The following is a 25742-nucleotide window of genomic DNA, read 5'->3' on the forward strand; positions in this document are numbered from 1 at the left end:
ATCGTCGCCGCCGGCGGCGTTCGCATCGGTCAAATCAGCGGTACAGGCGCAGCTTCACCAGGCGACAGCTGTCTTTCAACCAGGGCAACGGGAAAAGCAACTGGTGCGACCCGCAATGCCGCGCACGTGCTCTCATGGTTTGGTGGCCGAGACGACCCGCTACATCCCCGACTTCACCGCCCCCGAGCGCATCGAGCTCAGCGAGGTCGTGCTGCAGCGGTGGGCCATGAACAATGTGTCCGCATTGCTGGAGGCCATCGAGGAGTCCTACCGGAAGCTACATCAGTGGATGGACTGATGCACGCAGCCACCCACGCTCGACGGTCTCCGGGAGCTCATAGAGCGCTACCAACTGTGCTGGCCGGACCCGGACGGCTCATTTACCTACGGGATCTTCGACACCGCCGACGCCGTGCTGGGCACGGTCGCCCTGCACGACTCGATTGGCCCTCGGGCGGTGGAAATCGGGTACTGGTGTCGCACCAGCAACACCGGCAGAGGAATCATCACCCGCGCCGTCGGAATGCTGACCGAGCTCGCGCTGCGCTCCCCGCTGATCGATCGTGTCGAAATCCGTTGTGATGCGGCGAATGTGCGCAGCGCAGCGGTGCCTCGCCGGCTGGGTTACCGGTTGGCCCGGCGCTATGAGCGACCGCGCGCCGCACCCGCTGATTCCGGGACGGCACTGTGCTGGATCAAGGAAGCACCCTGACGCAACGCGACGCTACAACATCCCGCAGGCGCCCACCCAGCTGGCGCAGGTGATCGACCGCCTCGAGATTGCCGTCAGGGCTGTGCTTTTGGCTTGAGCACAGCCCTGACCGCATTTTCGGCGCCGGCGAGCGGCGCCGTCACGCGGGTCGCGCAGTGTCGCACCAGCATCGCTAAGGCAACGGTAAGGAAACGCGCAGATCACAAACCTTTATCCAATCGTGTTATAAACGAGACAGTTGTCATGCATCGTGACCAAAGTGAAATGGGTGCCACGAGGGCGCTCCACGACGATCGAGGAGCGCCGCGATGCCAACACCGACCATGCACGGACCAGGGATCGCGCCAACGCTGCGGCCCGCCACCGTGGTTCACCCACGGGTGCTGCGGGGGGATCTGCTCGGTGCGGCCGGATCGGCGCTTCGTCCACTGGTGGTGTCGATCGCGGTCATCACCGCGGCGGCCACGGGCGCGGCGCCCGCGCAGGCCGACCCGCCCGGCGACTCGAGCACCAACGTGTTGACCAGCGTCGGCATCGGCAACAACGGCCCGCTCAGCACCGCCGTTGCCGGTATCGGCCAGTCCATTTGCCCGATGCTGGTGCAGCCGGGCGCGACTTTCGCCTCGGTGGCCTCGCAACTGGCCGGTAACACCGGACTGTCTCCGGCCATCGCCGGATTTGTCACCGGTATGGCGATACAGATGGAATGCCCGGGCGTCATGACATCGCTCGCCAACGGCGACGCACCATTTCCTCTGCAATTAGCGGGCGGTAGTCCCGCGCCGCCCATCGCGTTCCAGCCGCCGGGCACCAACCCGATGATGCCGGGCGCTACCGGTGCGGGCGGAGGTGCTTGGCGCCCGTAACCTCACCTCATGGCCCCCAACCTGGACGCCCGGCTGACCCGCTACTCCCCCACCGTGTTGAGCCTGTTCCGGGCGGTGTTCGGGCTGCTCTACGCCGCGCACGGCGCGTCGCTGCTGTTCGGCTACCCGGTGTCGACCCGGGTGCCGGTCGGCATCTGGCCGTTCTGGTGGGCCGGCGTGATCGAGTTCGGCGCCGGGCTGCTGATTCTGGTCGGGTTGTTCACCCGCCCAGCGGCTTTCCTGGCCTCCGGGCAGATGGCGGTCGCCTACTTCTGGGAGCATCAGCCGCACGCATTGTGGCCGATCGACCCCGCCCAGGGCGGCCACGGCGGCGGTGAACCCTCGGTGCTGTACTGCTTCGCGTTCTTCCTGCTGGTGTTCACCGGACCCGGCGGCTACGCGCTGGACACCCGGCGGCACCGGCGGCGGTAGTCTTCCGCCATGAGCATCAAGCACACCCCGTCCTGGTACGACGATGAGGTGCAGGCCCTATTCGACCTGGCCCGCGGGTTCTTCGAGCGCGAGGTCGTCGCCCACATCGACAAGTGGGACGCCCAGCGCCACATCGACCGGTCGGTGTGGCTGGAGGCCGGCAAGCTCGGCCTGCTGCTGTGCTCGGTTCCAGCCGAATACGGCGGCGGGGGCGGCACCTTCGCCCACGATCTGGCGGTGTTCGACGCGCAGGGCTACGCCGGTGACCTGTCGCTGGGCATCGCCGTGCACAGCGGCATCGTGCCGCACTACCTGGTGGAGTACGGCACCGAAGAACAAAAGCAGCAGTGGCTGCCGCCGATGGCCAGCGGCGAGGTGCTCGGCGCCATCGGGATGAGCGAACCCGGCGCCGGCTCCGACCTGAAAGCCATCCGCACCACCGCGGTCCGCCACGGCGACACCTACGTGGTCAACGGGTCCAAGACGTTCATCACCAACGGCGGTTCGGCCGATATGGCGGTGCTGGCGGTCAAAACCGATCCCAAGGCCGGCGCCCGCGGCATCTCGCTGCTGATCGTCGACCTGCGCGACACCCCCGGCTATCAGGTGACCCGGGTGCTGGACAAGGTCGGCCAGCACGGCGCGGACACCGCCGAGCTGTCTTTCACCGATGTCGCCGTTCCGGTGTCGAACCTGCTGGGGCCCGCCGAGGGCCAAGGTTTCGGGCAGATGATCGCCCAGCTGGCCCAGGAACGGCTGATCGTCGGCGCGCAGGCGGTCGGCGGCATGGAGCGCGCCGTCGACGAGACCATCGCCTACACCAAATCCCGGGAAGCATTCGGGCACAGCCTGTTCCAGTTCCAAAACACCGCGTTCGAGTTGGCCGAGTGCGCCACCATCGCCCGGACCTGCCGCACCTTCTTGGACCACTGCATCCAATCCCACCTGGCCGGCCGACTGGACGTCACCGACGCGGCGATGGCGAAATACTGGCTGACCGACCAGCAGTGCGCGGTCATCGACCGCTGCGTGCAGTTGCACGGCGGCTACGGCTACATGCGCGAATACCTGATCGCGCGGATGTATGAGGACGCCCGGGTGCAGCGCATCTACGCCGGGGCCAACGAGGTGATGAAGGACATCATCGCCCGCTCGCTGTAACCACCGCGAGCAGACGCAAAAGCCCCCAATTCTGGCCCCAGAAGGGGGCTTTTGCGTCTGCTCGCGCACCTACCCCAGCCCGAGATCCTTGCGGAAGCGCCGCATCCCGTCGACCTTCTCGGCCAGGCTGGCCTGCGGCCCGGTGTAGAACATCCACGGCATGGTCAGCACCCCGGTGATACCGGCGGCTTCGGCGCGCTGATAATCCTCGGCGGTGAACGCATCGGTCAACGGCGACAGGATGGTGAAATCCTCCATCGACAACCCGTTCTCGGCGCGCAGCGCGCGCAGCGCACCGGCCACCTCGATGGCGCGGTCGGTTTTGATCAGATCCCCGATCCAGCCGTCGTTGGCCGCGGCGCGGCGCAACGCGATCTCGGACAGCCCGCCGACGTAGATCGGGATCGGCGGCGGGGTCGGCGTCATCTCCAGCTTCGGGGTGGTGTAGAACTCGCCGGAAAACTCCGTCCACCCCGGCGCCCACAGCGCCCGCATCAGCTCCAGCATCTCGTCGGTGCGCCGGCCACGCGCGTCGAACCGCTGCCCCATCAGCGCGAATTCCTCGGCGCACCACCCGACGCCGACACCGAGTTCGACCCGGCCGCCGGACAGATACGCCGCGGTCCCAATGGCTTTGGCCGCCGAATAGGGATCCCGCATGGCCGGGATGTAGACGGTGGTGACGAACCGCAGCCGGGTGGTGGCCTGCGCCAGCGACCCGACCAGCACCCACGGGTCGGGCCAGTCGGTGAACGGCGGCCAGCGCCGCTGCCCGTCGCGGGTGTAGGGGTACGGGGTGTCCAGCGTCTCCAGGTTGACGACATGATCCGGGATCGCCATCCCGTCATAACCCAGTTCGTCGGCGGCCTTGGCGATTTCGACGATCTCGCCGGTGTCCAGGAACGCGCTGGAAATGTAGAACTTCATCCGGCGTCTCGCGCCCAGGCCGGCATGATGAACACGCCGTCGGCTTCGACGGTGACCCCCTCGGCGTCGCTGAGATAGCCGCGGGCAAAGGTTTTCACCCCTTCCACGCGTTCGGCGAACGCCTCCACCCGCAGCGGGCCCAGCGGAGTGCCGCGCAGGTATTTGCAGGTGATGGTCCCGGTGAACAGCGGCTTGGACAGCCCGGAGCTGGCCGCCTCCCCCAGCACGTGGTCGAGCACCAGCGCGCAGATACCGCCGTGCACCCAGCCCGGCGGCCCCTCGTAGACGGCACCCAACTCAAACTCGCTCCAGCACCGCCCGTCACCGTCGTGGTGGACGGTCAGCGGCGGGGCCAGCGCGTTGCGCTGCCCGACGACCGGGTTGGCCCACACCACCGGGCGGCCGGTGTCGGCGTGCCGCAGCGGCCCCGCGGCGTCGTGCTGGGTGCGTTCCAGGGTCGCGGTCACCGCATCGATCGCGGCCTGCGCCCCGCGGATGGTGGCTTCGTCCACCCCGGTGCGGATGCTGGCGTCGATCAGCTCACGAATGGCCTGGGTCAGCGGTGAGTACAGCGCCTGCTGCCGGTCGTGCTCGTCGGCGGCGATGACGTCGAACGTGAAGTCCATCTAACCTTACTAGCACCACCCCGGCGCGGGGCACCGTCGAGGTCGACGCCGGCGCGGAAAACTGCGAGTGGACCGCACGCTGGCGTCGATCTCGGCGCCGACAACGCAACGAAACTAGTCGCCGAACACCTTGCGCACCACGGCCTTTGCCCGCCGGGTCACCCGCAGGTAGTTGTCCAGGAATTCGCCGCCGTCGTCGTCGGGCCAGCCGGCGGCCACCGCCACCGCGTTGAGCTGGCGGCCGGGCCCGGGCAGCTGATCGGTGGGTTTGCCGCGGACCAGCACCAGCGCGTTGCGGGCCCGGGTCGCCGTCAACCAGGCCTGGCGCAGCAGGTCCACGTCCTCGGGGTCCAGCAGCGCGGCCGCCTCGATGGCGTCCAGCGACTCCAGCGTCGAGGTGTTGTGCAGGGCGGGGATCTCGTGGGCGTGCCGCAGCTGCAGCAGCTGCACCGTCCACTCGACATCGGCCAGCCCGCCGCGGCCCAGCTTGGTGTGGGTGTTGGGGTCCGCGCCGCGCGGCAGCCGCTCGGCGTCCACCCGGGCCTTGACCCGGCGGATTTCGCGCACCGCCTCGGCCGACACCCCGCCGGCCGGATACCGCGTCTTATCGACCATCAGCAAAAACCGCTGGCCCAGCTCAAGATCCCCGGCGACCCGGTGCGCCCGCAGCAGCGCCTGAATCTCCCACGGCTCGGCCCACTGCTCGTAGTAGGTGGCGTAGGAGGCCAGGGTGCGCACCAGCGGGCCGTTGCGGCCCTCCGGGCGCAGGTTGGTGTCGACCTGCAGCGGCGGGTCGACGCTGGCGGTGCCCAGCAGCGCCCGGAGCTGCTCGGCGACCGACCCCGCGAACCGCACCGCCTCCGAATCCGCGACCCCGTCGCTCGGCTCGCAGACGAACATCACGTCGGCGTCGGAGCCATAACCCAGCTCCCGTCCGCCCAGCCGGCCCATCCCGATCACCGCGATGCGCGCCGGGGCGACCCCGTCCTCGGGCAGGTTGACCCGGATGATCGCCTCCAGCGCGGCCTGCAGCACCGCCACCCACACCGAGGTCAGCGCGGTGCACACGTCGCGGACCTCAAGCATGCCGAGCAGGTCGGCCGAGGCCACCCGGGCCAGCTCGTAGCGCCGCAGGCTGCGCGCGGCGGCGATCGCGCGCACCGGGTCGGCGTAGCGGCCCGCCGAGGCGATCAACGCCCCGGCCACCGCGTCGGGTTCGGTGTCCAGCAGCTTCGGCCCGGACGGGCCGTCGCTGTAGGACTGGATGACGTCGGGGGCCCGCATCAGCAGCTCCGGGATGTAGGCCGAGGTGCCCAGCACCCGCATCAGCCGCTTGGCCACCGCGGGCTTGTCGCGCAGGGTGCGCAGGTACCAGTGCTGGCCGCTCATCGCCTCGCTGAGCCGACGGTAGGCCAGCAGCCCGCCGTCGGGGTCCGGGGTGTCCGACAGCCAGTACAGCAGCGTGGGCAGCAGCACCGACTGCACCCGCCCGCGGCGCCCGCTCTGGTTGGTCAACGCCGCCAGGTGGGTCAGCGCGGTCTGTGGGGCCTGATAGCCGAACGCCTCGATCTGGCGTTCGGCGGCCTCGTGGCTCAGGCCTTCCGACAGGCCCAGATCGGCGCCGACGGCCTCCAGCAGCGGTTGGTAGAACAGTTTGACGTGCAGCCGGGACACCCGCACGGTTTGGCGTTTGAGCTCCTCGCGCAGCACCCCCAGCGCGTCGTGCCGGCCGTCGGCGCGGATGTGGGCGGCGCGGGCCAGCCAGCGCAGCCCCTCATCGTCGTCGAACGCCGGCAGCAGGTGGGTCCGCTTGAGCCGCTGCAGCTGCAGCCGGTGTTCGAGCAGCCGCAGGAACTCGTAGGAGGCGGTCAGGTTGGCGGCGTCGTCGCGGCCGATGTAGCCGCCGGCGCCCAACGCCGCCAACGCATCCAGCGTGGACGCCACGTGCAGCGCGTCGTCGCTGCGGCCGTGCACCAGCTGCAGCAGCTGCACCGCGAACTCCACGTCGCGCAGCCCGCCGGTGCCCAGTTTGAGTTCGCGGTCGCGAACGTCGGCGGGCACCAGCTCCTCCACCCGGCGCCGCATCGCCTGCACGTCGGCGACGAACCCCTCCCGCTCGCAGGCGGTCCACACCATCGGCATCAACGCGTCCAGGTAGCCGCGGCCCAGGTCCGGGTCGCCGACGGCCGGCCGGGCCTTCAGCAGCGCTTGGAACTCCCAGGTTTTCGCCCAGCGCTGGTAGTAGGCGATGTGCGAGTCCAGGGTGCGCACCAGCTGCCCGTGCCGGCCCTCCGGACGCAGCCCGGCGTCCACTTCGAAGAACGCCTCCGAGGCGATCCGCATCATCTCCCCGGCGACCCGGGTGCTGACCGCGTCGGCGTTCTCGGCGACGAAGATGACGTCGACGTCGGAGACGTAGTTCAGTTCCCGGGCACCGCATTTGCCCATCGCGATCACCGCCAGCCGCGGCGCGGGGTCCGCACCGCACACCGCCGCGGCGGCCACCGTCAGCGCCGCGCCCAGCGCGGCGTCGGCCAGATCCGACAGGTGGGCGCCGACCGCGGCGAACGGCAGCACCGGCTCGTCCTCGACGGTGGGTGCGGTATCCAGCGCGGCCAGCACCAGCAGCCGGTCCCGGTAGCGGGTCCGCAGCCGCGGGATGGCGTCGGCGATCTCGGGCAGGTCGGCCACCGAATCGGCGAGCAGCAGCCGCAATTCGTCGGCGTCGGGCAGCCGGATCTCGCCGTGCAGCAGCCGCCAGGACTGCGGGTGGGCGGCCAGATGCTCCCCCAACGCCAGCGAGGAACCCAGCACCGCGAACAGCCGACCGCGCAGGCTGGTGTCGGTTTGCAGCAGCTCGTTGAGCTCAGCCCAGTCGGCGTCGGGGGTTTCGGACAACCGGACCAGGGCGCGCAGCGCGCCGTCGGCGTCCGGCGCCCGGGACAGCGCCCACAGCACGTCGACGTGCGCGTCGGTGTCCCAGCCCAGCGCGGCCAGGTCGGCGCCGGCGTTCGGGTCGACCAGCCCCAGGCGCCCGACACTGGGAAGCTTCGACCGCTGCGTCGTCGGTTTGGCCACGACCTTGACGGTAGCGCACCGGGCGGGCGCTACAGCGACAGATACGTCTTCAGCTCATACGGGGTGACGTGGCTGCGGTAGTTCGCCCACTCGGTCCGCTTGTTGCGCAGGAAGAAGTCAAACACCTGCTCCCCCAACGCTTCTGCGACCAGCTCGGAGCTTTCCATGGCGCGCAGCGCGCCGTCCAGGCTGGACGGCAGCTCGCGGTAGCCCATCGCGCGGCGCTCCTCGGGGGTGAGGTCCCACACGTTGTCCTCGGCCTCCGGGCCCAGCACGTAGTTCTTTTCCACCCCGCGCAGCCCGGCGGCCAGCAGCACCGCGAACGCCAGGTAGGGGTTGCAGGCCGAGTCGGGGCTGCGCACCTCGATGCGCCGCGACGACGTCTTGTGCGGGCTGTACATCGGCACCCGCACCAGCGCCGACCGGTTGGACGCCCCCCACGACGCCGCGGTGGGGGCCTCACCGCCGTGCACCAGCCGCTTGTAGGAGTTGACCCATTGGTTGGTGACCGCGCTGATCTCCGGGGCGTGCTCGAGGATTCCGGCGATGAACGACTTGGCGATGTCGGACAGTTGCAGCGGGTCGTCGGGGCTGTGGAAGGCGTTGACTTCCCCCTCGAACAGGCTCATGTGGGTGTGCATCGCCGAGCCCGGGTGCTGCCCGAACGGCTTGGGCATGAACGTCGCCCGCACCCCCTCGTTCAGCGCGATCTCCTTGATCACGTAGCGGAAGGTCATCACGTTGTCGGCCATCGACAGCGCGTCGGCGAAGCGCAGGTCGATCTCCTGCTGCCCGGGGGCGTTTTCGTGGTGGCTGTACTCCACCGAGATCCCCATCGACTCCAGCGCTTCGATCGCGTGCCGGCGGAAGTTGGCCGCCGAATCGTGCACGGCCTGGTCGAAGTAGCCGGCGTCGTCGGTCGGGATGGGTTCGGAGCCGTCGTAGGGGCCCGGTTCCAGCAAGAAGAACTCGATCTCGGGATGCACATAGCAGGTGAATCCCAGGTCACCGGCCTTGTTGAGCTGCCGGCGCAGCACATGCCGCGAGTCCGCCCAGGCCGGGGACCCGTCGGGCATGGTGATGTCGCAGAACATCCGCGCCGAGTGGTTGTGACCCGAGCTGGTGGTCCAGGGCAGCACCTGGAAGGTCGACGGGTCGGGGCGGGCCACGGTATCGGCCTCCGACACCCGGGCGAACCCCTCGATCGAGGAGCCGTCGAAGCCGACCCCTTCCTCGAAGGCGCCCTCCAGTTCGGCCGGGGCGATCGCGACCGACTTGAGGTAACCGAGCACGTCGGTGAACCAGAGCCGGACGAACCGGATGTCTCGTTCTTCCAGCGTGCGCAGCACGAATTCCTTTTGTCGATCCATGCTGCGAAGCGTATCGCGTCCTAACACCGGATGTTGCCCGGCGAGGTCCCCTCGACGAAATACCGCACCACGGCGGTGTCCACGCAGCGGTCCCCGTTGAACACCACGGTGTGCTGGGTGCCGTCGAAGGTGATCAGCGGGGCGCCGAGTTGAGCGGCCAGGTTCACCCCCGCCTGGTACGGGGTGGCCGGGTCGTGGGTGGTGGACACCACGACGGCCTTGCCCGGCGCCACCGCCGCGGCCGGACCGGGCGTCGAGGTGGCCGGCACCGGCCACAGCCCGCACAGATCCCGCGGCGCGTGGCCGGTGAACGACCCGTAGGACAAAAACGGCGCCACCTGACGGATCTGGCGGTCGGCGTCGACCCAGGCCGCCGCGTCGGTGGGGGCCGGCGCGTCGACGCAGCGAATCGCGTTGAACGCGTCCTGGATGTTGGTGTAGTGCCCGGCGGGGTTGCGGCCCTGGTAGTCGTCGGCCAGCGCCAGCAGCGCACCCGGGTCGGTGCCGCGGGCCAGCCCGAGCAGCCCCAGGCTCAAATACTTCCAGTACTGCGGGGTGTACAGCGCGTTGATGGTGCCGGTGATCGCGTCGGCGTAGCTCAGGCCGCGCGGATCCTTGGTGGCCGCCGGCCGCAGCGCCAGCGGGTCGACCAGCTGGTGATACCGGGTGACGGCCTGGGCCGGGTCGGTGCCCAGCGGGCAGGCCGCGGATTTCGCGCAGTCGGCGGCGTAGTCATTGAACGCCACCTGGAAACCGGCCATCTGGTTGATGTTTTCGGTCACCGGGTCGACGCTGGGGTCGATGGCGCCGTCGAGCACCATGGCCCGGGCGTGCTCGGCGAACCGCTCCAGGTAGGCGGTGCCCAACTCGGTGCCGTAGCTGTAGCCCAGGTAGTTGATCTGCTGCTCGCCCAACGCCTGACGCACCATGTCCATATCCCGCGCGGCGGCGACGGTGCCCACGTTGCGCAGGAAGTTCAGCCCCATCCGGTTCGCGCACTCCTGGGCCAGCTGCTGGTAGATGCCCTCGATATGGGCGACCCCGGCCGGGCTGTAGTCCACCATCGGTTCGCGGCGGAACGCGTCGAACTCGGCGTCGGTGCGGCACCGCAGCTCCGGGGTGGAATGCCCGACGCCGCGCGGGTCGAAGCCGACCAGATCGAAGTGGCTGCCGACCGGGGTCTTGGCCAGCGACGCGCCCATCGCGGCCACGGTGTCGACGGCCGAGGCGCCCGGCCCGCCTGGGTTGATCAGCAGCGTCCCGATCCGCTGGCCGGTCGCCGGGATCCGGATCATCGCCAGCTGGGCCTGCTGCCCGTTGGGCTGGTCGTAGTCGATCGGCACCGCCACCCGGGTGCACCGCGCGGTGGGCACCTTGTCGGTGGCGCCGACGAACGGCGCGCAGCTGCCCCACCCGGGCTGCGGCGCCGCGGCCCCCGGCTCGGCCGCCTGGCCGGAATCCGGGGCGGCGTGGGTAATCGGCGCCGCCGCCAGCGCAAAAGAGAGCAGCGCAGAGCTCAACAGTCTCATGCGCCACACGCGTGTCATCGTCGCATGGCCGGGGGCGCCAATGGGTCTCGGAAACGTCACGCGTCGATCTCTAATCGGCGCCCCGCGCCGCCGTTCGTCGCCGAGTGGCCAGAGGCCGTTCAGCTCAGCACTTGGCGCCGTCCGACGGCACGGCGCCGTCGATCAGGTAGGCGCCGGCGAACTTGTCGACGCAGTCGTTGCCCTCGAACACCACGGTGTGCTGGGTGCCCTCGAAGGTCAGCAGCGCCGCGTGCAACTGGTGGGCCAGATCGACCCCGGCCTGATACGGCGTGGCGGGGTCGTGGGTGGTCGAGACGACCATGGTCGGCGGCAGGCCGGGCGCGGAGATGGTGTGCGGCTCGCTGGTCGGCGGCACCGGCCAAAACGCGCAGGTGCTCAGCGGCGCGTCGCCGGTGAACTCGCCGTAGCTCAAAAACGGGGCCACCTCACGGGAGCGGCGGTCTTCCTCGATCACCTTCGCGCGGTCGCGGACCGGGGGCTGGTCCACACAGTTGACCGCCACCCGGGCGTCGGTGGCATTGGTGTAGTGCCCCTTGGAATCCCGTTGCATGTAAATGTCGGCCAGCAGCAGCATGGTGTCGCCGTGGCCGTGCGCCAGATCGGTCAACCCGTCGGTCAGATGCGACCAGAACGACGGCGAGTACAGCGCCATGATGGTGCCCACGATGGCGTCGCTGTAGCTCAGCCCGCGCGGATCCTTGGTCGGCGCGGGTTTCTCGACCAGCGGGTTGACCAGGCTGTGGTAGACGTCGACGGCCTTGGCGGGGTCGGTGCCCAGCGGGCAGCTCGGCGTCTTGGCGCAGTCGGCGGCGTAGTTGTCGAACGCGTCCTGGAACGACGCGGCCTGCCGCAGGTCCTCCTCGATCGGGTCGGCGTTGGGGTCGATGGCGCCGTCGAGGATCATCGCCCGCACGTTCTGCGGGTAGGCCTCGGCGTAGGCCGAGCCGATCCGGGTGCCGTACGAGTAGCCCAGGTAGGTCAGTTTGTCGTCGCCCAGCGCGGCGCGCAGCGTATCCAAATCCCGGGCCACGTTGACCGTCCCGATGTTGGCCAAAAACTTGATGCCGGTCTTCTCGATGCAGCGCTGCACGTAGGCCTTGGTCTCGTTTTCGATGTGCTCCACACCGGCGGGGCTGTAGTCGACCTGCGGGTCGGCGCGCAGCCGGTCGTTGTCGGCGTCGGAGTTGCACCACACCGCCGGCCGCGACGACGCCACCCCGCGCGGATCGAACCCGACCAGGTCGAACCGCTCCCGCACCTGCGTCGGCAGGCTCTTGACGATGTTGACCGCGGCCTCGATGCCCGACTCGCCGGGCCCGCCGGGGTTGATCACCAGCGAACCGATCCGGGCTCCGGTGGCCGGGAAACGGATCACGGCCAGTTTCGCGGTCTCGCCGTCCAGATGGTCGTAGTCCACCGGCACCGCCACCGCACCGCACTGGGCATCCTTGGGCAGTTTCACCGTGCTACCGGCCGAAACGTGGCAGCCGCCCCACTGCAGCGCCTGGTTGAGCGAGGGGCCGGGCATCACCGCGCGCCCGGCGACCACGCGGTCCTTGGTGATGATGAACACCAGCGCGGCGGTCACGGTCAAAACCAGGCAGATCAGCGTGGTGCGCGCAAGCGCGTCGCGGCGAGGCAGGCCCATGCCGCCCTATGCTGCCATGCGCGCATCCCCGCCCCGGGCAACCGGGCGGCTACCGCGCGGCCGCCAGCAGTTCTTCCATCCCGACGCCGAAGCCGTCGGCCAGGTCCCACAGGTCCGGCACCAATTCCGGGCACGCGATCAGCCCGACGTCGAGTTTGCCGTTGAGCGACATCACGGTGATGTTCAGGCCCGAGCCGTGAAACACCGGGCCCAGCGGATACATGGCGTCGATCGCGCAGCCCAAAAAGTACAGCGGCATTTGCGGTCCGGGCACGTTGGAGATCACCAGGTTGTGCACCGGCCGGCTGGAGGTCAGCCGGGTCTTGGCGTACAGCCGCATCGCCACCCCGAACACCGCCGGCGCGGCGAACTGGCTCCAATCCTGCAGCAGGGTGGCACCGATCGCCGAACTGTGCTGCTTGGCAACCGCATTCGCCGCGGCGATGGCTTGCAGCCGCTCGGCCGGGTCGGCGATCTGGGTTTCCAGCCGAGAGAACATGCCCGACACCTGGTTGCGTCCGGGCCGGTCGGAGCGGCCGTGCACCGACACCGGCACCATCGCCACCAGCGACGACTCCGGCAATTCTTCCCGGTCGATCAGGAATTGCCGCAGCACCCCGGACACCAGCGCCATCACCACGTCGTTGACCTTCACCCCGAAATGGTCCTTGACCTTTTTAATGGCGCCCAGATCCAGCTGGGCGTAGGCGACGTTGCGATGCCCGGTGACCGTGTCGTTGAACACGGTGCGCGGCGCGGCGAACGGGGCCGCCATCGTCGAACCGGCGCGGACCCGCTGCAACGTTTTGACCACCGAGGACACCGTGGTGGGCAACACGTTGGTGGCCAGGTGCACCGGCCGGGTGGCGAAACGGGCCAGCCCGCTGGCCGCGATCTGAAGGCCGCTGGCCTCACCGACCCCGTCCACCGGTTCGGGTTCGGGGGCGTCGGCTTCGGTGCTGCACAGCTGCGACATCAAGTTAGCGCCGGTCACCCCGTCCACGCCGGCGTGATGCACCTTGGTCATCACCGCCAGCCGTCCCCCCTGCTGGGCGTCGGCGCCGTCGAGGCCCTCGATCACCCAGGTCTCCCACAGCGGTCGGCTGCGGTCCAGCGGCAACGACGCGATGTGCCCGCAGATCTCGGCCAGCTCGAACCGGCCGCCCGGCGGCGGCAACCCGATCCGGTGCACGTGCCGGTCGACGTCGAAGCTGGTGTCTTCCACCCACACCGGGTGGTCGAGGTTCAGCGGGTGGTCGGCGAGCTTCTCCCGGAACGACGGCATCGCCTTCATCCGCACCGCCAGCGCCTCGCGGAGCCGGTCGAAGCTGTAGCCGCCGGGCATGGTGGAGGCATCCAGGTCCAGGATCGAGCACACGTGGAGGGGCTGGGAAGGGGTTTCCAAGTAGAGAAAGCTGGCGTCGAGACCGCTGAGCCGCTGCATGGCGCCGATGTTAGGTGGGCAACCCCGCGGCGGCGCCGGAATCGCCTAACCAGCGCCGGGTGGCACGGCAGTGTGAGCAAATCCACTGCGCGGCGGAGTTCACCCGCGTCGGCTCGGGTGGCACACTGGCAGAGTCAGACGAACCCGGGGACCCGCTAGGGCCACGAGGATCGACCCGACCACCAAGGACAGTGATGTCTGAACACACCGTTTACGGGTCCGGTGCCCCCGCGCGCCGCACCCAGACCCGCATCCCGCACCTGCAGCAGATGAAGGCCGAAGGCCACAAGTGGGCCATGCTGACGGCCTACGACTACTCCACCGCCCGCATCTTCGACGACGCCGGCATCCCGGTGCTGCTGGTCGGTGATTCCGCCGCCAACGTCGTCTACGGCTACGACACCACCGTGCCGATCTCGATCGACGAGCTGATCCCGCTGGCGCGCGCGGTGGTGCGCGGCGCCCCGCACGCGCTGGTGGTGGCCGACTTGCCGTTCGGCAGCTACGAGGCCGGCCCGGCCGCGGCGCTGGCCGCCGCCACCCGGTTCATGAAGGAGGCCGGGGTGCACGCGATCAAGCTGGAAGGCGGCGAGCGGGTCGCCGAGCAGATCGCCACCTTGACCGCCGCCGGGATCCCGGTGATGGCGCACATCGGCTTCACCCCGCAAAGCGTCAACACCCTGGGCGGTTTCCGGGTGCAGGGCCGCGGCGACGCCGCCGAACAGACCATCGCCGACGCGATCGCCGTCGCCGAAGCCGGCGCGTTCGCGGTGGTGATGGAGATGGTGCCCGCCGAACTGGCCACCCAGATCACCGGCAAACTGACCATCCCCACCGTCGGGATCGGGGCCGGCCCCAACTGCGACGCCCAGGTGCTGGTGTGGCAGGACATGGCCGGGCTGACCAGCGGCAAAACCGCCCGCTTCGTCAAGCGGTTCGGCCACCTCGGCGACGAATTGCGCAGTGCGGCCGCGCAATACGCTGCCGAGGTCGCCGACGGGGTGTTCCCGGCCGAGGAGCACAGCTTCTAGGCGTTTTCGCGCCGAGCCGGTAACCGGCCGCGGCTGCGCGAGGAAAAATACGCTCTCCGTACGGGCTCGACGCGACCGGAGGATGTGGCAGGCTGGACGGCGTGCCTGCGCGTCATCTGGAGGTAGAGCGCAAGTTCGACGTCAACGATGCCACCATGTCCCCGTCGTTTGACGGCATCGCGGCGGTGGCCCGCATCGACCCGTCGCCGCCGGACACCCTGGACGCGGTGTATTTCGACACGCCGACACGGGATCTGGCGGCCCGGCACATCACGTTGCGCCGCCGCACCGGCGGCGCCGACGCCGGCTGGCACCTGAAGTTGCCGGCCGGCCCCGACGCCCGCACCGAGGTGCGGGTGCCGCTGTCCGCCGGCGACGAGGTGCCCGCCGAGCTGCGCGATGTGGTGTTGGCGATCGTGCGGGACCGGCCGCTAGCCCCGGTCGCGCGGATCAGCACCGCCCGCCGGGTCGCGCTGCTGCACGACGCCGACGGGGCGGTGCTGGCCGAGTTCTGCGACGACCGGGTCAGCGCCTGGGCCGACGACGGCGCCGAACAGCGCTGGCGGGAATGGGAACTGGAGCTCGGGCAGGCCGACGTCGCGCTGCTGGACCAGTTGAGCACCCGGCTGCGCGACGCCGGGGCCACCCCGGCCGGGTTCGGCTCCAAGCTGGCCCGGGTGCTGGCCACCGGCCCGGACCAGCCGCCGACGCCGCCGCCCGACCCGATCCACCGCGCGGTGGCCGAGCAGGTCGACCAGCTGCTGGTGTGGGACCGCGCGGTGCGGGCCGACGCCGAGGACGCGGTGCACCAGATGCGGGTGGTCACCCGCAAGATCCGCAGCCTGCTGCGCGACTCCGCGGCGATCGGGTCGGCGGACATTCTCGACGAGTTGCGGGAGTTGGCCGCGGTGCTGGGGGTGGCCCGCGACGCCGAGGTGCTCGCCCAGCGCTACCGGCGGGCCCTCGATGCGCTGCCGCCGGAGTTGGTGCGCGGCCCGGTGCGCGAACGCCTGGTCGACGGCGCCGCCCAGCGGTATCAGGCCGGGCGGCGCCGGGCGCTGGCCGCGATGCGGTCACCGCGCTACTTTCGGCTGCTGGACGGGCTCGACGACCTGTTGGCCGGGGCGCGGGATCACGCCGCAAAGGCCACCGTCGCCGACGCGTACCGGCGGGTGCGCAAGGCCGTCAAGGCCGCCAAGGCCGCCGATTACCGCGATGATGCCCTGCACCGGATCCGCAAGCGCGCCAAGCGTCTCCGCTACACCGCGGCGGCGACGAAGGCGCCGCGGGTGGCCAAGCGCGCCAAAGCGGTTCAATCGCTGCTCGGGGAACATCAGGACAGCGTGGTGAGCCGGGCGCATCTGCTGCAGCAGGCCGACGCGGCGGTGGCGGCCGGCGAAGACACGTTCAGCTACGGCGTGCTGTACCTGCGGGAGGACGCGCTCGCCCGCCGCTGCCGGGCCAATCTGGGGCGCAAGCTGCGCAAGCTGGACAAGGCGATGCGTAAGGCGCGCTGACACCTCTGGCGAGAAGACGCTAAAGTCCCCCAAACCGCTGGTTATCGGGGACTTTAGCGTCTTCTCGCGGGCGGACGAGCTGGCCTGTAAGCCGGATTCTGTTATCTGGGCGTTTGCTGTCGCTTGCCGCGTTGGCCGCTAGAGAAACGTGCAGGTCAGCGCGTTGGTAACAGTTGGTTCCGTTTGCCGCTATCGAATCTGCTGCGTACCCACTGCGTACCGGCCGCCGGCGGAGTACGCGACTCAGGGCCGGTTTACCGCGACCTGCGACACCCCTGCGAGGCGGCCACAGCCGACAACCACCGCCCGGATCCGCACATGGCCGGCAAACGGCGTCCGGTGCCTCGCCCGCTACCGCGTTGTTTTACCGGCCGCTCTACGTCCCAACCACGAATAGCCCTGCGTCAAACGGTGTTTGACAAAAATCAACTTCGTGCCAACACCCCCGGACCGGGCTACTGTCGGCACCACTTAGCACGCAACCCGAAAGGAACACCCATGAACGCACCAATGGCTAGAATCGCCACCACCGACGTCGAGGTCATCAAGTCCGCGGGCGGCGGCAAGTTCCGCGCCATCGTGCAACGCCACGACATGCCCGGCGAACCTGCCCGGTTCGACGTGTTCGTTGACCGCCACGGCGTCGACCTCGCCGCCTGCGCCAACCCCGACGACCTGATGGCGCTGGGCAGCGTCCTGCGCCGCGCCTCGATGGCGCTGGCCGACGCGCAACGGAAGGTCGGGCAGTGACCCGCCTCGCGGTGGCGTTGGCGTTTGCGGCGGCCGTTGTGACCACCCCGACCGCAGCGGCGGCGCCGACGTGACTAGCGGCGACCTTGTCCCCCCGCGTCGGCTACGAGTGCGACATGGCGCCAGGCTTGGGATCACACCGGGCTATTCGTGCGTCCCCTACTGGACGGGCAGCGGCTGGCGGATCGAGACTGGCTGCCGGGCACCCGCCTGCTGAGCCGCACCCAACAGACCGCCCCCAGCCGCAACGGTTGGGGGCGGTCTGTTTGTTCAATGAAGCCTGCGGGGAATCGCCTAGCTAGGCGGCGTCGGACTGGCAGCCTGGCACCACGTGGTCGTCGGTGATGTCATGCAGGTACCAGTTGTCGGTTTTGTGCAGCCCGAAAGTAGCTTCTGACGTTGTGGGCACCCCCGGATCGGTCGGCGCGGCTGCGCGTAGTGAGGTGAACGTGTAGCAGGCGATGACGGTCGCATCTGCGCCGTTGAGAGCAGACACCGACGCGCGGCTCAGGTGCAGGCCATTTTCGTCAGGGAAGCTTTGCGGAGCCAATCTGTCGCCGACGTTGCCCAGGTGGGACGTGGCCTCCCGCAAGGCGCCCCACTGCTCCGGGCTGAGTCCCTTGTCCACGATTGCCACATACCGTTTGTACTGAGGGCCGCCCTCTCCAGGGGATCTGTATCCCTCCACGGCGGGCCAGATGTCGTTGGTGAATCGGGTGATCACCCCATCGGTGTCGGGCACCGATGTGCGGACAACTGGGGATGCGGCCGGGGGCGCGGTGCTCGTGGCTGGTGTGGTCGTAGTCGTGCACGCCGTGAGCGCAAACCCGAGCACTGCGGCGAATCGTTTAATCATGGTTTGGGCCTAAGGATGTCGGTTCGGCGTCCGTCGCGGTCCGCATTGTCGAGCCGGATCGGCTCGCCGGATTCGGGGGCGTTGATCATGAATCCGTTTCCGACGTAGATTCCGGTGTGTTGGGTATTCGTGCCACTGTACGGTTCGTGTCCGCTGCCGGGTATCTCGAACACGAGGACGTCGCCGGGTTGGGCGACGCTAGATATTCTGGCCGACGGGATACCGTCGCCCCCGTCGACGTGGCTAAGCGATGCGCTTTTGTCGATTCGGTCTGTGCCCGCCCCCGAGTCGAGTCCGTCGCTTCGTTGAAACACATCGTGGCCGGTGGCCTGAAACTCCGAGAAGCGCACTAGCCCGCCGCAGTCGAACCCGATGCGTTGGTCGTCGTGGTACTGATGCGCGCCGCCGTCGGGCGGGTCACCGGCCAGCGTTCCTTTCGATGGGCCTTGCACACTGTGGTTGGCGCCCCAGGCATAGGAAACACCTTGCTGGCGTCCCGCCGCCCCGATGGCCCGCAACCCGCGGTCTTGCACAGCTTCCGGTTTCGGCAATGCGGCCGGTGGTGTCCCTACCTGGACGCGGCGCGACCCGTCGGCGTTGAAGCCGTTTAGGTATTGCTGCCAGTTGTGATCACGCTGCGCGCCGGGACCGACGGGCGGGAAGCCGGGCGGGTTATCTGCGAGCGGGATGGTTTTTGCGCCCGGAATCATCGTAGGCTGCGCCCCGTTCGCGTAAGGCGGGTGCCCGTCCGGCCCGGCAACCGGGGCGCCGGGATTCTGGTCCGGTTGGTGTGGCTGCGGTGGCGCGCCGACCTCATGCCCCTGTTCGTCGAGTTGCACTTCGCCGACTGCTGCGCGGAGCGCGGTGGCAAGTTCATGGTCGGCGGTGTGAGCGTCGGCGTTGAGCGTGTTTAGGCGGTCCTGTAGTAGCTGTTCCTGCACTGCCATCGAGTCGTCGAATCCGATTGTTCCGACGTCGCCGGTGTCGATTTTCCAGCTGGGGGTGACGGTCCAGCCGTAATCCTTGGCTGTTTGGTAGATGCTTTCGGCTTCGGTTTGGCATTTGCGGATGTCGTTCTCAGCTTGCCCGATTGCCGCAGCCACCCGTTTCGATTCTTGCCCGTCGGCTTCAATATCGCTGCGATGTTTGCCCGCCTCGGCGTGGAACGCTTCTGCGGCTTCGCCGCCCCAGTGTTCCAGCGCGAACCGCTGGGCGGTTACCAGGTTGTCGCCGAGTTTCGCCATGGTGGCGGCGCGTTGGTGCGCGATGCGAAACACTTCGTTGATCATTGCCGGATCCCACCACAACCGGACTTCGTCGAATGTCAGGTCGGCGGTCACAGCCTCAAATCCTGGCCGGGATCGGTCGCCTGGCTTGGCCCCGGACCCGTCTCGCCTCCGTCGGCGGCGGCGTAGCGCAACGCCGCGTCGGCCATGTTCCGGCTCAGCTCCGCGAGCCGTTCCTGAAGTTGGGCGTGCCGCGCCGCCCACGCTTCGGATACCTCTTGTAGCGCCTGCTGGGAGGCGCCAATCCATCCACGCCGCCCGGCGTTGCCGATACCGTCGTCGTGATCCGAGAAAGCCCTACCCGCCTCGTAGGCCGTGTCGGCGACGTGCTCACTACCCTGATGCAGGGCCGCGGGATTTACTTGCAGTTTATCGGCCACGATTCGACACCCCCGCTGATCAGGCAAGTAACTTGCCTCTCGCTGTCGTTTTTCAGGGCACTATCATCCCCGACTGGCGCGGTCCGCGCTAGATCCGCCTCGCCCGTGGTGTCGTATCACCGCTGCCGATCGGCGGTCACGGCTGCGCCTCGCCGGCCGTCACAGCATCGTCATGCCACCGTGGACGCCAATCGCCGGGCACTTCATCCCGCGGCAAACCGCGGCCGCCGGTCACTTCCCAAAGCAAGGATGGGAGCGGTTTTCTTTGCGCTCCCCCGGTCATTGCGCCGCACCCACCCGGCCATGCGCGTACCCTGCTGTCCATTCGGGTGACGCGATAACCCCGAGGAAACCAGGCGCACCATGTCCATCCGTATCGCACCCCTCATTGCGACCGCGATCGCAGCAGCCGGAATTAGTGCGGCGCCGGCGGCGAGCTTCGCCCCGGAATGCGCGGGGCCGGACTACATCAGCTCCGACGGCGACTGCGTCCACGACCCGGAACCGGCATCCTCACCGCCACGCGGCGCTACCGCCATATGCGTAGACGGCGACTACTCGTTCAGCGAACACCCCCTGTCCGGCGGCACATGCCACGGACACGGCGGCGTCGCGCAACTACTGCCGTAACCCCGCCCCGATGCCGGCCTGCGGGGCTATGCTGACCTGACCGGAGCCCCCGACCACGCCTCTCCTTGTCGCAACCCCTGAATCGGACCGGCATCTAGAGGTCGGGTGCTCCCCTTGTCGCCTGTTTGCGCCCAGCGGATCGCGCCTGCATTAGCGAACCCGCAAACGGGACGACAATAGAACTATGAACGATGAACTACTGGCTCCCGCACCGGCGATGTTCGACGGCCCCGAAGCCGTCCGCTGGGCCGTGGGCAGCCCAACAGGTCCACGATCGCACACGTGGATGGCACGAGGTTGCAGCAACCAGCGCGGCTGCGACGACATCTACATCAGCACGCAGCACACGATGGGTTCCGTCAAAATCAGCCTGCATGACGCCGACCCGGTTAGAGGGCTACCGGCCACGACGCGCCTTGCGTTCACGCAGGAGTACGCCAAAGACAAGAAACTGGCTAAGCGGCTAATCGAGCATTGGGAACCGATGCCCACTGTGGCGTTGGGATGGCGCCACGAACTCACGATCGCGACACCCACCACAACCTTCGGCGCCTTCGACGAAAAACCGTGTGGTGACACGATCCAGTGGTGGGCGCCGCCGCCACACCCTGAACAACTGGCTTTCCATGTGTACGTTGGGGATCCCGAACACGCCCAGCTGACTTTGAGCAACCACATCGGCGATGTGTGCCAGATGCCGCTAAGGCATGGGCGATGCCTGTGGATCGTCGCGCAATCCGAGCCGATGCACGATTCTGTTAGGCGCGCGATCGAGGAGCATCTAGCGGGCTTGCCGACAGACCCAACGGTGGTTTATCCGTTCACGCTGTTCAAGCACGGCGACCACGTACCCGTCATACTTGACCTCGCCGGAATCTGGCGCCCCAAACCGCCGGCCCCCGCAACTCCGGTAGGTTAGGGCACCGAACCGTCGCGTGGCGCGCCCCCAGTTCGGCTTCGGCTCACGTAGGACAGCACCGGGCAATGAGCAACAAGCATGTGAGCATTTGCACAGGTCAACCCTGTTTGCACTTATAAGTGCAAGTGCCTATGCTAGTGGTGACTCATTCACAAGGAGCGGTGAACAATGAGCGTCCTACAAGCGCGCGATGACAGAACGGTGCTAACTGTCGACGCGACGGAGATCGATGAAGCGCGTACGGTGAGCACCTCCCTCGCGGAGGTGCGGCGGACTACTGCGAAAATCGAGTTCGAAATCGGCTCACCGGGGCGCCGGATGGTGCCAATACCGGCTGCACTCGCGGGGCTAATACAGTCCGTCATCGAAGGTGTGAGCAGAGGCGCGACTGTAACCATTCACTCCCTGCCGAGGGAGTTGACCACAACTACCGCAGCGAAGATGCTCGGCATCTCAAGGCCAACGCTCATGAAACTGATCGCCGAAGAAAAGCTGCCAGCCCATAAGGTTGGCACGCACACGCGCTTGCTAACCAGTGACGTGACCTCTTTTCACGAGAAGCGGCGCGCGGACCAACGGCGTGCGTTCGAAGAGTTGCGGAAGCTGGACGACGAGGTCGGCATAGAGCCGTAGATCACAGTGCCACAACGTAGTATGTGACCCTATGGCAATAGGAGCGTTGACGACGACGGTCCTCGTTGATGCCAATGTCTTCTACTCGCGAACCCTGCGCGATTGGTTGGCGCTGTGCTACCTGGAAGTGGACGGGTGGTTTGAGGTCATGTGGACCGAAGACATCATGGCCGAGTTCATCTACCACCTCCGCAAGCGGTATCCGACAGCCTCCGATCGGCACATCGGCGGCGTACGTGACCAGCTAGTCGAGACATTTAGCACGGGCAGGGTCGCCGGCTATGTGATCGATGCCGACGTGCCGTACCCAGATATTTTCGACGCGCATGTCCACGCCGCCGCGGTCCACGCAAGGGTCGATTTCCTGCTAACAGCCGACAACGACTTTGAGCAACTAGCCGACCAACTCGACGATCTCCTCTACGAAGTGCATAGCCCGGACAGCTTCTTCTGTCTGCTCGACGACTCGTCCCCGAACGCGATAAAGGTGGTCAGCCAAAAGCAGCTCGACTATTGGAAAGCAAAACGCGAACAGTTCAACCTCTGCACGCAGCTTCAGCAGGCCGGCGCTCCGCAGTTTGCCGAAAGAGTGCGCGGCCACCTGCAAGCCTGCCAGGCGGGCACGCAGCAGCCACAGCGTCCACGGAAAACCACCATCGACATGAGCTGGCCATTCGTTAAACGGGCGTAACCGTCGCGTTGAAACCAGGCTGGCTGCGTTCGCCGCTGCCCACGCGCACAATCCGCGGCCGCTGCGCCTCGAGGTCGGCCACCCGCCGCTCCAAAGCCACCACGCGCAGCAGAAGCGACGCGATCAACCGGGTTCGCCGCACCCGCAGGCGCCGCCGGCTATTGGCGGTCACGTTGACGACACCAGGAATAGCGCCCGTGGATCCGTGCCCGACGCTGCACCATCGGCCGGCTGGTCGCCGGCGTCGTCTGCGCGGCGTTTGCGGCCGCGGCGCTTCGAGTCCTCCGTGACTTCGATCTGCCACTCCAGCCGGCGGCGGGCCAGCGGGTTGGCGCCGTAGTCGCTGTCCGCCTTCTCCAGTCGCACCTGCGCTTCGGCGCGGGCTTTCGGGGATTCGGCACACCAAAAGTCGTTCATCAACATAGCCACCCGGTACAGGCCGTTAATGTCCATTGCCACGTACTCCGGTGCCATCGGGGACCGCCACAAATCGGCCCACCACCGTTGGGTCAACGGGTGCCACACGAACGAATCGGGCAGCGGCGGCGCCTCTATGTCGTGGTCGGCGGTCAGGGTGGCGCGGGTGCTAGCTTTGTTGCGGCGGGCTCGCGCCGACGGATGCTTTAGCGGCCGGGGCATGGTCTGGCCTTTCGTTTGCTGGACCGTTGGGCATATTCGAACGTTTCTTCGAATATTGCCTCCAAAGCGCACCAAAAAGCTGGGGGAAACGTACGCAGATGCGTCCGAGGCGGCGGCCGATGGGCATTTGACCAGGGGGTACGGGTTCCCCGCCACCCCTATAACCGCAGGTCAGGGCGTTATTTGCGCCCGCCGCATAACCGCAGGTCAGCACGTTGCAGGGTGAACGCATGTTCGATACACATTGCCCCCGCGTCGGAATGGTTAGCTTATCGAATTTGCTGGCAGGGCAGGCTGGCAGCGAGGCACTCTGTCGCAGCCGCGGCCACCACCCCGCATCACGGCGTCCACCGCCACGGCAGCCGCACGCCACACGGCAGGCCGGCGTCACCACGGCAGCGCAGGCGGCCGGCGCAGCAGCGCGGCAGGCTGACCTAGCACATCGCAGCGCAGCAGCCAGCGCAGCACACGGCAGGGCAGCGCATCGCACCGTATGGGCCGCCTCATAGCGCCGGGCGGGTAAGCCTCGACTCCCGCCCAACACTGCACCGTCACCGCCGGCCACGTCGTTGCCCATCACGCCGCCGACGCGCACGCCATTTACTGACATGCGTGGGCCAGTGCTCACCTGAAACCCGCAGCCGCTCCACACGAGGTAGAAGCGGCGGCAGGTTGAGCACTAGCGGCTGCGGTTGCTCCACTAGATCAACTCGGGATCGAACTTGGCGTCCCACCCGGCCAACGGCGTGGTGGGCAGCGGCTGGTGGCCGGCTGGTGTCGGGTAAGCCTGCGCGTATCGCCGCTGCAGGTGGCGCTGGTTGGCCTCGGCGATGAGCAGCGCCTGGTTGGCGGCGGTCACGCGGCGTTTGGCAGCGCCGTACTCGGGTGCCGCTTCAGCTAGCAGGGTGTCCACGAACCCCGCATCGGCGCCCTTCGATTCGAGATACGCCGGGAGTTCCTGTGCCAGCACGCCCAGTTCGTTGGGGTTGGCGTTGCGTACCAGGTCACTGACCTTGCCGAGGTAGGCGCCGTTGTCGATGGCGTCCAGCAGCCGCTCAGTGCGCGCCCAGAACCTGCTATTACGCAACTCCGCGGCCGTGTCGCCCTCCTGCCCAACGATTCGGCCCAGCGCACGCTGAGCGGCCAACTGGGCGGCTTCAGCGGTAGCGCGCACGGTCTCAACGCTGCGTGTAACGGCCCGCCCCGCTTCGGTGTCGGCGAACGCCGCGATGTGCTCACGGACGTTGTCGCTGGTGTATTTCGGGTCGGCCGCCGCTGCGCGCAGCCCGTTCACGTACTCGTCCAGCTTCGTCGCCGCGTGCTGCGCGTCAGCCCAAGCCTTTTGGGCGGCAGTGGCGCCGGCCGGGTGGGTCATCGCCGTGGCTATCGGCAGCTGCAACGTCGCCGGCTGCGGCTTAGGCGCCGCGTTGTACGTGTCGCCCCGCGCCGCGCTGGCGCTGTAATGCGCTGAGCCGTAGGCGGACACGGCGCGGTCTGCGGCTAGGCTGGCATCGTATGAGGTGGTCATGGTGTGTTCCTAAATTTGTCGTGAGCGGCTATGCGCGCCACCCTGTTTCGCTTGAGTCTTCGTGTGGCTCACAGTCACGCGAAGCGCGGTTCATCGTCGTTGCGGCTGCATGGTGCAGCGCCGCCGCCCCGGTCGGGCGGGCAACAGCAAGCAGGCGGGCGAAGTCTTCTTCGGGCAGCTCACGCACATAGGTTTCGATTGCGAGCTGCACAATGTCGTTAGCGGTCACCGCCTCATCCCTTCTCGGTGCTGTTGAACTGCTGTTCTCGGATAAACCCACCTGCGCCCGACGCGGCGGCCGTCCAGCCGTTCCGCGATGCGCCGCACATACTCGGGTCGGCACCCAAGCAAACGCGCAGCCTCGGCCGTATCTATCATTGAATCCAAACTTACCGAATCACTCTCACCGCTAGTGCCGCAAAGGGCACCAGCAGACAGCAAACTGTCGATACGCCGCAACAACGCACCGTAAGCGTGCGGCACCAGCTCGCCGGTCCGGCGCCGGCGCACCACCACCTCCGCGACCGCTGCACGCGCCCACGACAACTCCGCGGGCGTCAACCCGGCGCCGGGCATCACCCACCGCCTGGTGCGGGCCGCGCTTTTCGCGCCGCTGCCCGATCAGCATTACAGCGGCGACACATGCGCTTCCGCCGGCCCAAATGGTCGTAGTACACATATAAATTCGCACCCGACAGCGGGTGCAGGTGGACACAATGGGTGCGTTTACTGTTCACCAGTGCCGCACCACGCAGGATGCGTTTCTGGTGTGGGATAGCGTCGCCGGCGTCGCCCTCGCGAGCAGCAGTCGCCCCGGTCACGACGCCGCCTCCTCGCGGTCCACCGTGACATACCTCGCCACGTTGCCCCGCCCACCGCCGTCGCTGCCCATACGACGCAACAGCCCGCGGGCGGCCATGCGCGCCAAACTCTGCCTCGTGGCCTCACGCAGCGTTGCCGTCACCTGGTCGCCATGCAGCGCAGCCGCAGCCTCATCGACAGTGCAACCGCTCGGTGCGGCGGCCGCCGCCAGCAGCGCGTCACGGCGCCGCGCCCCAGTTACCGGCC

25 protein-coding genes and 1 pseudogene are annotated in these 25742 nt (G+C 68.1%); 12 read left to right on the forward strand and 14 right to left on the reverse strand.

The window, feature by feature from the left end; all coding sequences use genetic code 11:
* Nucleotides 1-142: 142 nt before the first annotated feature.
* The 5 genes and pseudogenes from ACAG26_RS06770 (at nucleotide 143) to ACAG26_RS06790 (ending at nucleotide 3171) form a co-directional block, all read left to right on the forward strand.
* Nucleotides 143-298: a hypothetical protein gene (locus ACAG26_RS06770; protein ID WP_370480592.1), complete on the forward strand. Its 156-nt coding sequence runs from the start codon at nucleotides 143-145 to the stop codon at nucleotides 296-298.
* An 18-nt stretch (nucleotides 299-316) separates the two neighbouring features.
* Nucleotides 317-712 (forward strand): annotated as a pseudogene (locus ACAG26_RS06775) (GNAT family N-acetyltransferase); the annotation flags it as partial.
* A gap of 308 nt (nucleotides 713-1020) precedes the next feature.
* A complete protein-coding gene (locus tag ACAG26_RS06780; protein WP_370480593.1) occupies nucleotides 1021-1578 on the forward strand; it encodes a DUF732 domain-containing protein in 558 nt (185 codons plus the stop codon).
* 9 nt (nucleotides 1579-1587) lie between these two features.
* Entirely contained in the window at nucleotides 1588-2010 is a 423-nt protein-coding gene (locus ACAG26_RS06785; protein WP_370480594.1) for a DoxX family protein, read from the forward strand.
* A gap of 9 nt (nucleotides 2011-2019) precedes the next feature.
* Complete coding sequence (locus tag ACAG26_RS06790) at nucleotides 2020-3171, forward strand: acyl-CoA dehydrogenase family protein (protein ID WP_370480595.1); 1152 nt, start codon at nucleotides 2020-2022, stop codon at nucleotides 3169-3171.
* A 69-nt stretch (nucleotides 3172-3240) separates the two neighbouring features.
* Here ACAG26_RS06790 and ACAG26_RS06795 read toward each other — a convergent pair whose 3' ends face one another.
* The 7 genes from ACAG26_RS06795 to ACAG26_RS06825 all read right to left on the reverse strand — a co-directional run bounded on the left by ACAG26_RS06795 (nucleotide 3241) and on the right by ACAG26_RS06825 (nucleotide 13814).
* Nucleotides 3241-4098: a TIGR03619 family F420-dependent LLM class oxidoreductase gene (locus tag ACAG26_RS06795; RefSeq protein WP_370480596.1), complete on the reverse strand. Its 858-nt coding sequence runs from the start codon at nucleotides 4096-4098 to the stop codon at nucleotides 3241-3243.
* A complete protein-coding gene (locus tag ACAG26_RS06800; RefSeq protein ID WP_370480597.1) occupies nucleotides 4095-4724 on the reverse strand; it encodes a PaaI family thioesterase in 630 nt (209 codons plus the stop codon). The genes ACAG26_RS06795 and ACAG26_RS06800 overlap by 4 nt, the downstream gene beginning before the upstream one ends.
* Before the next feature lie 114 nt (nucleotides 4725-4838).
* Nucleotides 4839-7802, reverse strand: a complete 2964-nt coding sequence (locus ACAG26_RS06805) for a bifunctional [glutamine synthetase] adenylyltransferase/[glutamine synthetase]-adenylyl-L-tyrosine phosphorylase (RefSeq protein WP_370480598.1) — start codon at nucleotides 7800-7802, stop codon at nucleotides 4839-4841.
* A 29-nt stretch (nucleotides 7803-7831) separates the two neighbouring features.
* Complete coding sequence (gene glnA / locus ACAG26_RS06810; protein ID WP_071027263.1) at nucleotides 7832-9172, reverse strand: type I glutamate--ammonia ligase; 1341 nt, start codon at nucleotides 9170-9172, stop codon at nucleotides 7832-7834.
* 20 nt (nucleotides 9173-9192) lie between these two features.
* Complete coding sequence (locus ACAG26_RS06815; protein WP_370480599.1) at nucleotides 9193-10719, reverse strand: alpha/beta hydrolase; 1527 nt, start codon at nucleotides 10717-10719, stop codon at nucleotides 9193-9195.
* A gap of 106 nt (nucleotides 10720-10825) precedes the next feature.
* Complete coding sequence (locus ACAG26_RS06820; RefSeq protein WP_370480600.1) at nucleotides 10826-12370, reverse strand: alpha/beta hydrolase; 1545 nt, start codon at nucleotides 12368-12370, stop codon at nucleotides 10826-10828.
* 49 nt (nucleotides 12371-12419) lie between these two features.
* Complete coding sequence (locus ACAG26_RS06825) at nucleotides 12420-13814, reverse strand: wax ester/triacylglycerol synthase family O-acyltransferase (protein ID WP_370480601.1); 1395 nt, start codon at nucleotides 13812-13814, stop codon at nucleotides 12420-12422.
* Between the two features lie 194 nt (nucleotides 13815-14008).
* On the opposite strand from ACAG26_RS06825, the gene panB reads away from it, so the two are divergent.
* From panB to ACAG26_RS06840, 3 genes are all read left to right on the forward strand, one after another.
* A complete protein-coding gene (panB, locus tag ACAG26_RS06830) occupies nucleotides 14009-14845 on the forward strand; it encodes a 3-methyl-2-oxobutanoate hydroxymethyltransferase (RefSeq protein ID WP_370480602.1) in 837 nt (278 codons plus the stop codon).
* Between the two features lie 92 nt (nucleotides 14846-14937).
* The gene (locus ACAG26_RS06835) at nucleotides 14938-16362 is read left to right on the forward strand and encodes a CHAD domain-containing protein (RefSeq protein WP_370480750.1); all 1425 of its coding nucleotides are present in this window, start codon (nucleotides 14938-14940) and stop codon (nucleotides 16360-16362) included.
* Nucleotides 16363-16860: 498 nt separating this feature from the next.
* Nucleotides 16861-17112 carry a hypothetical protein gene (locus ACAG26_RS06840; protein WP_370480603.1) on the forward strand — a complete coding sequence of 84 codons (252 nt, stop codon included), beginning with the start codon at nucleotides 16861-16863 and terminating at the stop codon, nucleotides 17110-17112.
* 298 nt (nucleotides 17113-17410) lie between these two features.
* Here the strand turns inward: ACAG26_RS06840 and ACAG26_RS06845 are convergent, their stop codons facing one another.
* From ACAG26_RS06845 to ACAG26_RS06855, 3 genes are all read right to left on the reverse strand, one after another.
* A complete protein-coding gene (locus ACAG26_RS06845) occupies nucleotides 17411-17749 on the reverse strand; it encodes a hypothetical protein (RefSeq protein ID WP_370480604.1) in 339 nt (112 codons plus the stop codon).
* A 215-nt stretch (nucleotides 17750-17964) separates the two neighbouring features.
* Entirely contained in the window at nucleotides 17965-19308 is a 1344-nt protein-coding gene (locus tag ACAG26_RS06850; RefSeq protein WP_370480605.1) for an NlpC/P60 family protein, read from the reverse strand.
* A complete protein-coding gene (locus ACAG26_RS06855) occupies nucleotides 19305-19634 on the reverse strand; it encodes a type VII secretion target (RefSeq protein WP_370480606.1) in 330 nt (109 codons plus the stop codon). Before ACAG26_RS06855 ends, ACAG26_RS06850 begins: the two co-directional genes overlap by 4 nt.
* Before the next feature lie 363 nt (nucleotides 19635-19997).
* Between ACAG26_RS06855 and ACAG26_RS06860 the strand changes: the two genes are divergently transcribed.
* The 4 genes from ACAG26_RS06860 to ACAG26_RS06875 all read left to right on the forward strand — a co-directional run bounded on the left by ACAG26_RS06860 (nucleotide 19998) and on the right by ACAG26_RS06875 (nucleotide 22507).
* Nucleotides 19998-20264 carry a DUF3761 domain-containing protein gene (locus tag ACAG26_RS06860; protein WP_370480607.1) on the forward strand — a complete coding sequence of 89 codons (267 nt, stop codon included), beginning with the start codon at nucleotides 19998-20000 and terminating at the stop codon, nucleotides 20262-20264.
* Between the two features lie 184 nt (nucleotides 20265-20448).
* On the forward strand, nucleotides 20449-21183 hold the full coding sequence (locus ACAG26_RS06865; RefSeq protein WP_370480608.1) for a hypothetical protein: 735 nt from the start codon (nucleotides 20449-20451) through the stop codon (nucleotides 21181-21183).
* 168 nt (nucleotides 21184-21351) lie between these two features.
* The gene (locus ACAG26_RS06870; RefSeq protein WP_370480609.1) at nucleotides 21352-21816 is read left to right on the forward strand and encodes a helix-turn-helix domain-containing protein; all 465 of its coding nucleotides are present in this window, start codon (nucleotides 21352-21354) and stop codon (nucleotides 21814-21816) included.
* 46 nt (nucleotides 21817-21862) lie between these two features.
* A complete protein-coding gene (locus ACAG26_RS06875) occupies nucleotides 21863-22507 on the forward strand; it encodes a PIN domain-containing protein (protein ID WP_370480610.1) in 645 nt (214 codons plus the stop codon).
* Here ACAG26_RS06875 and ACAG26_RS06880 read toward each other — a convergent pair.
* From ACAG26_RS06880 to ACAG26_RS06895, 4 genes are all read right to left on the reverse strand, one after another.
* Nucleotides 22494-22679, reverse strand: a complete 186-nt coding sequence (locus ACAG26_RS06880; protein WP_370480611.1) for a hypothetical protein — start codon at nucleotides 22677-22679, stop codon at nucleotides 22494-22496. The two genes, ACAG26_RS06875 and ACAG26_RS06880, sit on opposite strands and share 14 nt — an antisense overlap.
* Nucleotides 22676-23146, reverse strand: a complete 471-nt coding sequence (locus tag ACAG26_RS06885) for a hypothetical protein (protein WP_370480612.1) — start codon at nucleotides 23144-23146, stop codon at nucleotides 22676-22678. Before ACAG26_RS06885 ends, ACAG26_RS06880 begins: the two co-directional genes overlap by 4 nt.
* A 700-nt stretch (nucleotides 23147-23846) precedes the next feature.
* Entirely contained in the window at nucleotides 23847-24632 is a 786-nt protein-coding gene (locus ACAG26_RS06890) for a hypothetical protein (RefSeq protein ID WP_370480613.1), read from the reverse strand.
* Between the two features lie 70 nt (nucleotides 24633-24702).
* Nucleotides 24703-24903 carry a hypothetical protein gene (locus ACAG26_RS06895; protein WP_370480614.1) on the reverse strand — a complete coding sequence of 67 codons (201 nt, stop codon included), beginning with the start codon at nucleotides 24901-24903 and terminating at the stop codon, nucleotides 24703-24705.
* Between the last annotated feature and the right edge of the window lie 839 nt (nucleotides 24904-25742).

This window comes from Mycobacterium sp. pUA109, assembly GCF_041287095.1.
In the GTDB taxonomy this organism is placed as follows: domain Bacteria; phylum Actinomycetota; class Actinomycetes; order Mycobacteriales; family Mycobacteriaceae; genus Mycobacterium.

Excerpts from the sequence above, each read along its gene's own strand:
- ACAG26_RS06780 (WP_370480593.1), top strand. The coding sequence starts at position 1,021 with ATGCCAACACCGACCATGCACGGACCAGGGATCGCGCCAACGCTGCGG.
- ACAG26_RS06785 (WP_370480594.1), top strand. The coding sequence starts at position 1,588 with ATGGCCCCCAACCTGGACGCCCGGCTGACCCGCTACTCCCCCACCGTG.
- ACAG26_RS06790 (WP_370480595.1), top strand. The coding sequence starts at position 2,020 with ATGAGCATCAAGCACACCCCGTCCTGGTACGACGATGAGGTGCAGGCC.
- ACAG26_RS06795 (WP_370480596.1), bottom strand. The coding sequence starts at position 4,098 with ATGAAGTTCTACATTTCCAGCGCGTTCCTGGACACCGGCGAGATCGTC.
- ACAG26_RS06800 (WP_370480597.1), bottom strand. The coding sequence starts at position 4,724 with ATGGACTTCACGTTCGACGTCATCGCCGCCGACGAGCACGACCGGCAG.
- glnA (WP_071027263.1), bottom strand. The coding sequence starts at position 9,172 with ATGGATCGACAAAAGGAATTCGTGCTGCGCACGCTGGAAGAACGAGAC.
- ACAG26_RS06815 (WP_370480599.1), bottom strand. The coding sequence starts at position 10,719 with ATGACACGCGTGTGGCGCATGAGACTGTTGAGCTCTGCGCTGCTCTCT.
- ACAG26_RS06820 (WP_370480600.1), bottom strand. The coding sequence starts at position 12,370 with ATGGGCCTGCCTCGCCGCGACGCGCTTGCGCGCACCACGCTGATCTGC.
- ACAG26_RS06825 (WP_370480601.1), bottom strand. The coding sequence starts at position 13,814 with ATGCAGCGGCTCAGCGGTCTCGACGCCAGCTTTCTCTACTTGGAAACC.
- panB (WP_370480602.1), top strand. The coding sequence starts at position 14,009 with ATGTCTGAACACACCGTTTACGGGTCCGGTGCCCCCGCGCGCCGCACC.
- ACAG26_RS06840 (WP_370480603.1), top strand. The coding sequence starts at position 16,861 with ATGAACGCACCAATGGCTAGAATCGCCACCACCGACGTCGAGGTCATC.
- ACAG26_RS06860 (WP_370480607.1), top strand. The coding sequence starts at position 19,998 with ATGTCCATCCGTATCGCACCCCTCATTGCGACCGCGATCGCAGCAGCC.
- ACAG26_RS06865 (WP_370480608.1), top strand. The coding sequence starts at position 20,449 with ATGAACGATGAACTACTGGCTCCCGCACCGGCGATGTTCGACGGCCCC.
- ACAG26_RS06870 (WP_370480609.1), top strand. The coding sequence starts at position 21,352 with ATGAGCGTCCTACAAGCGCGCGATGACAGAACGGTGCTAACTGTCGAC.
- ACAG26_RS06885 (WP_370480612.1), bottom strand. The coding sequence starts at position 23,146 with ATGCCCCGGCCGCTAAAGCATCCGTCGGCGCGAGCCCGCCGCAACAAA.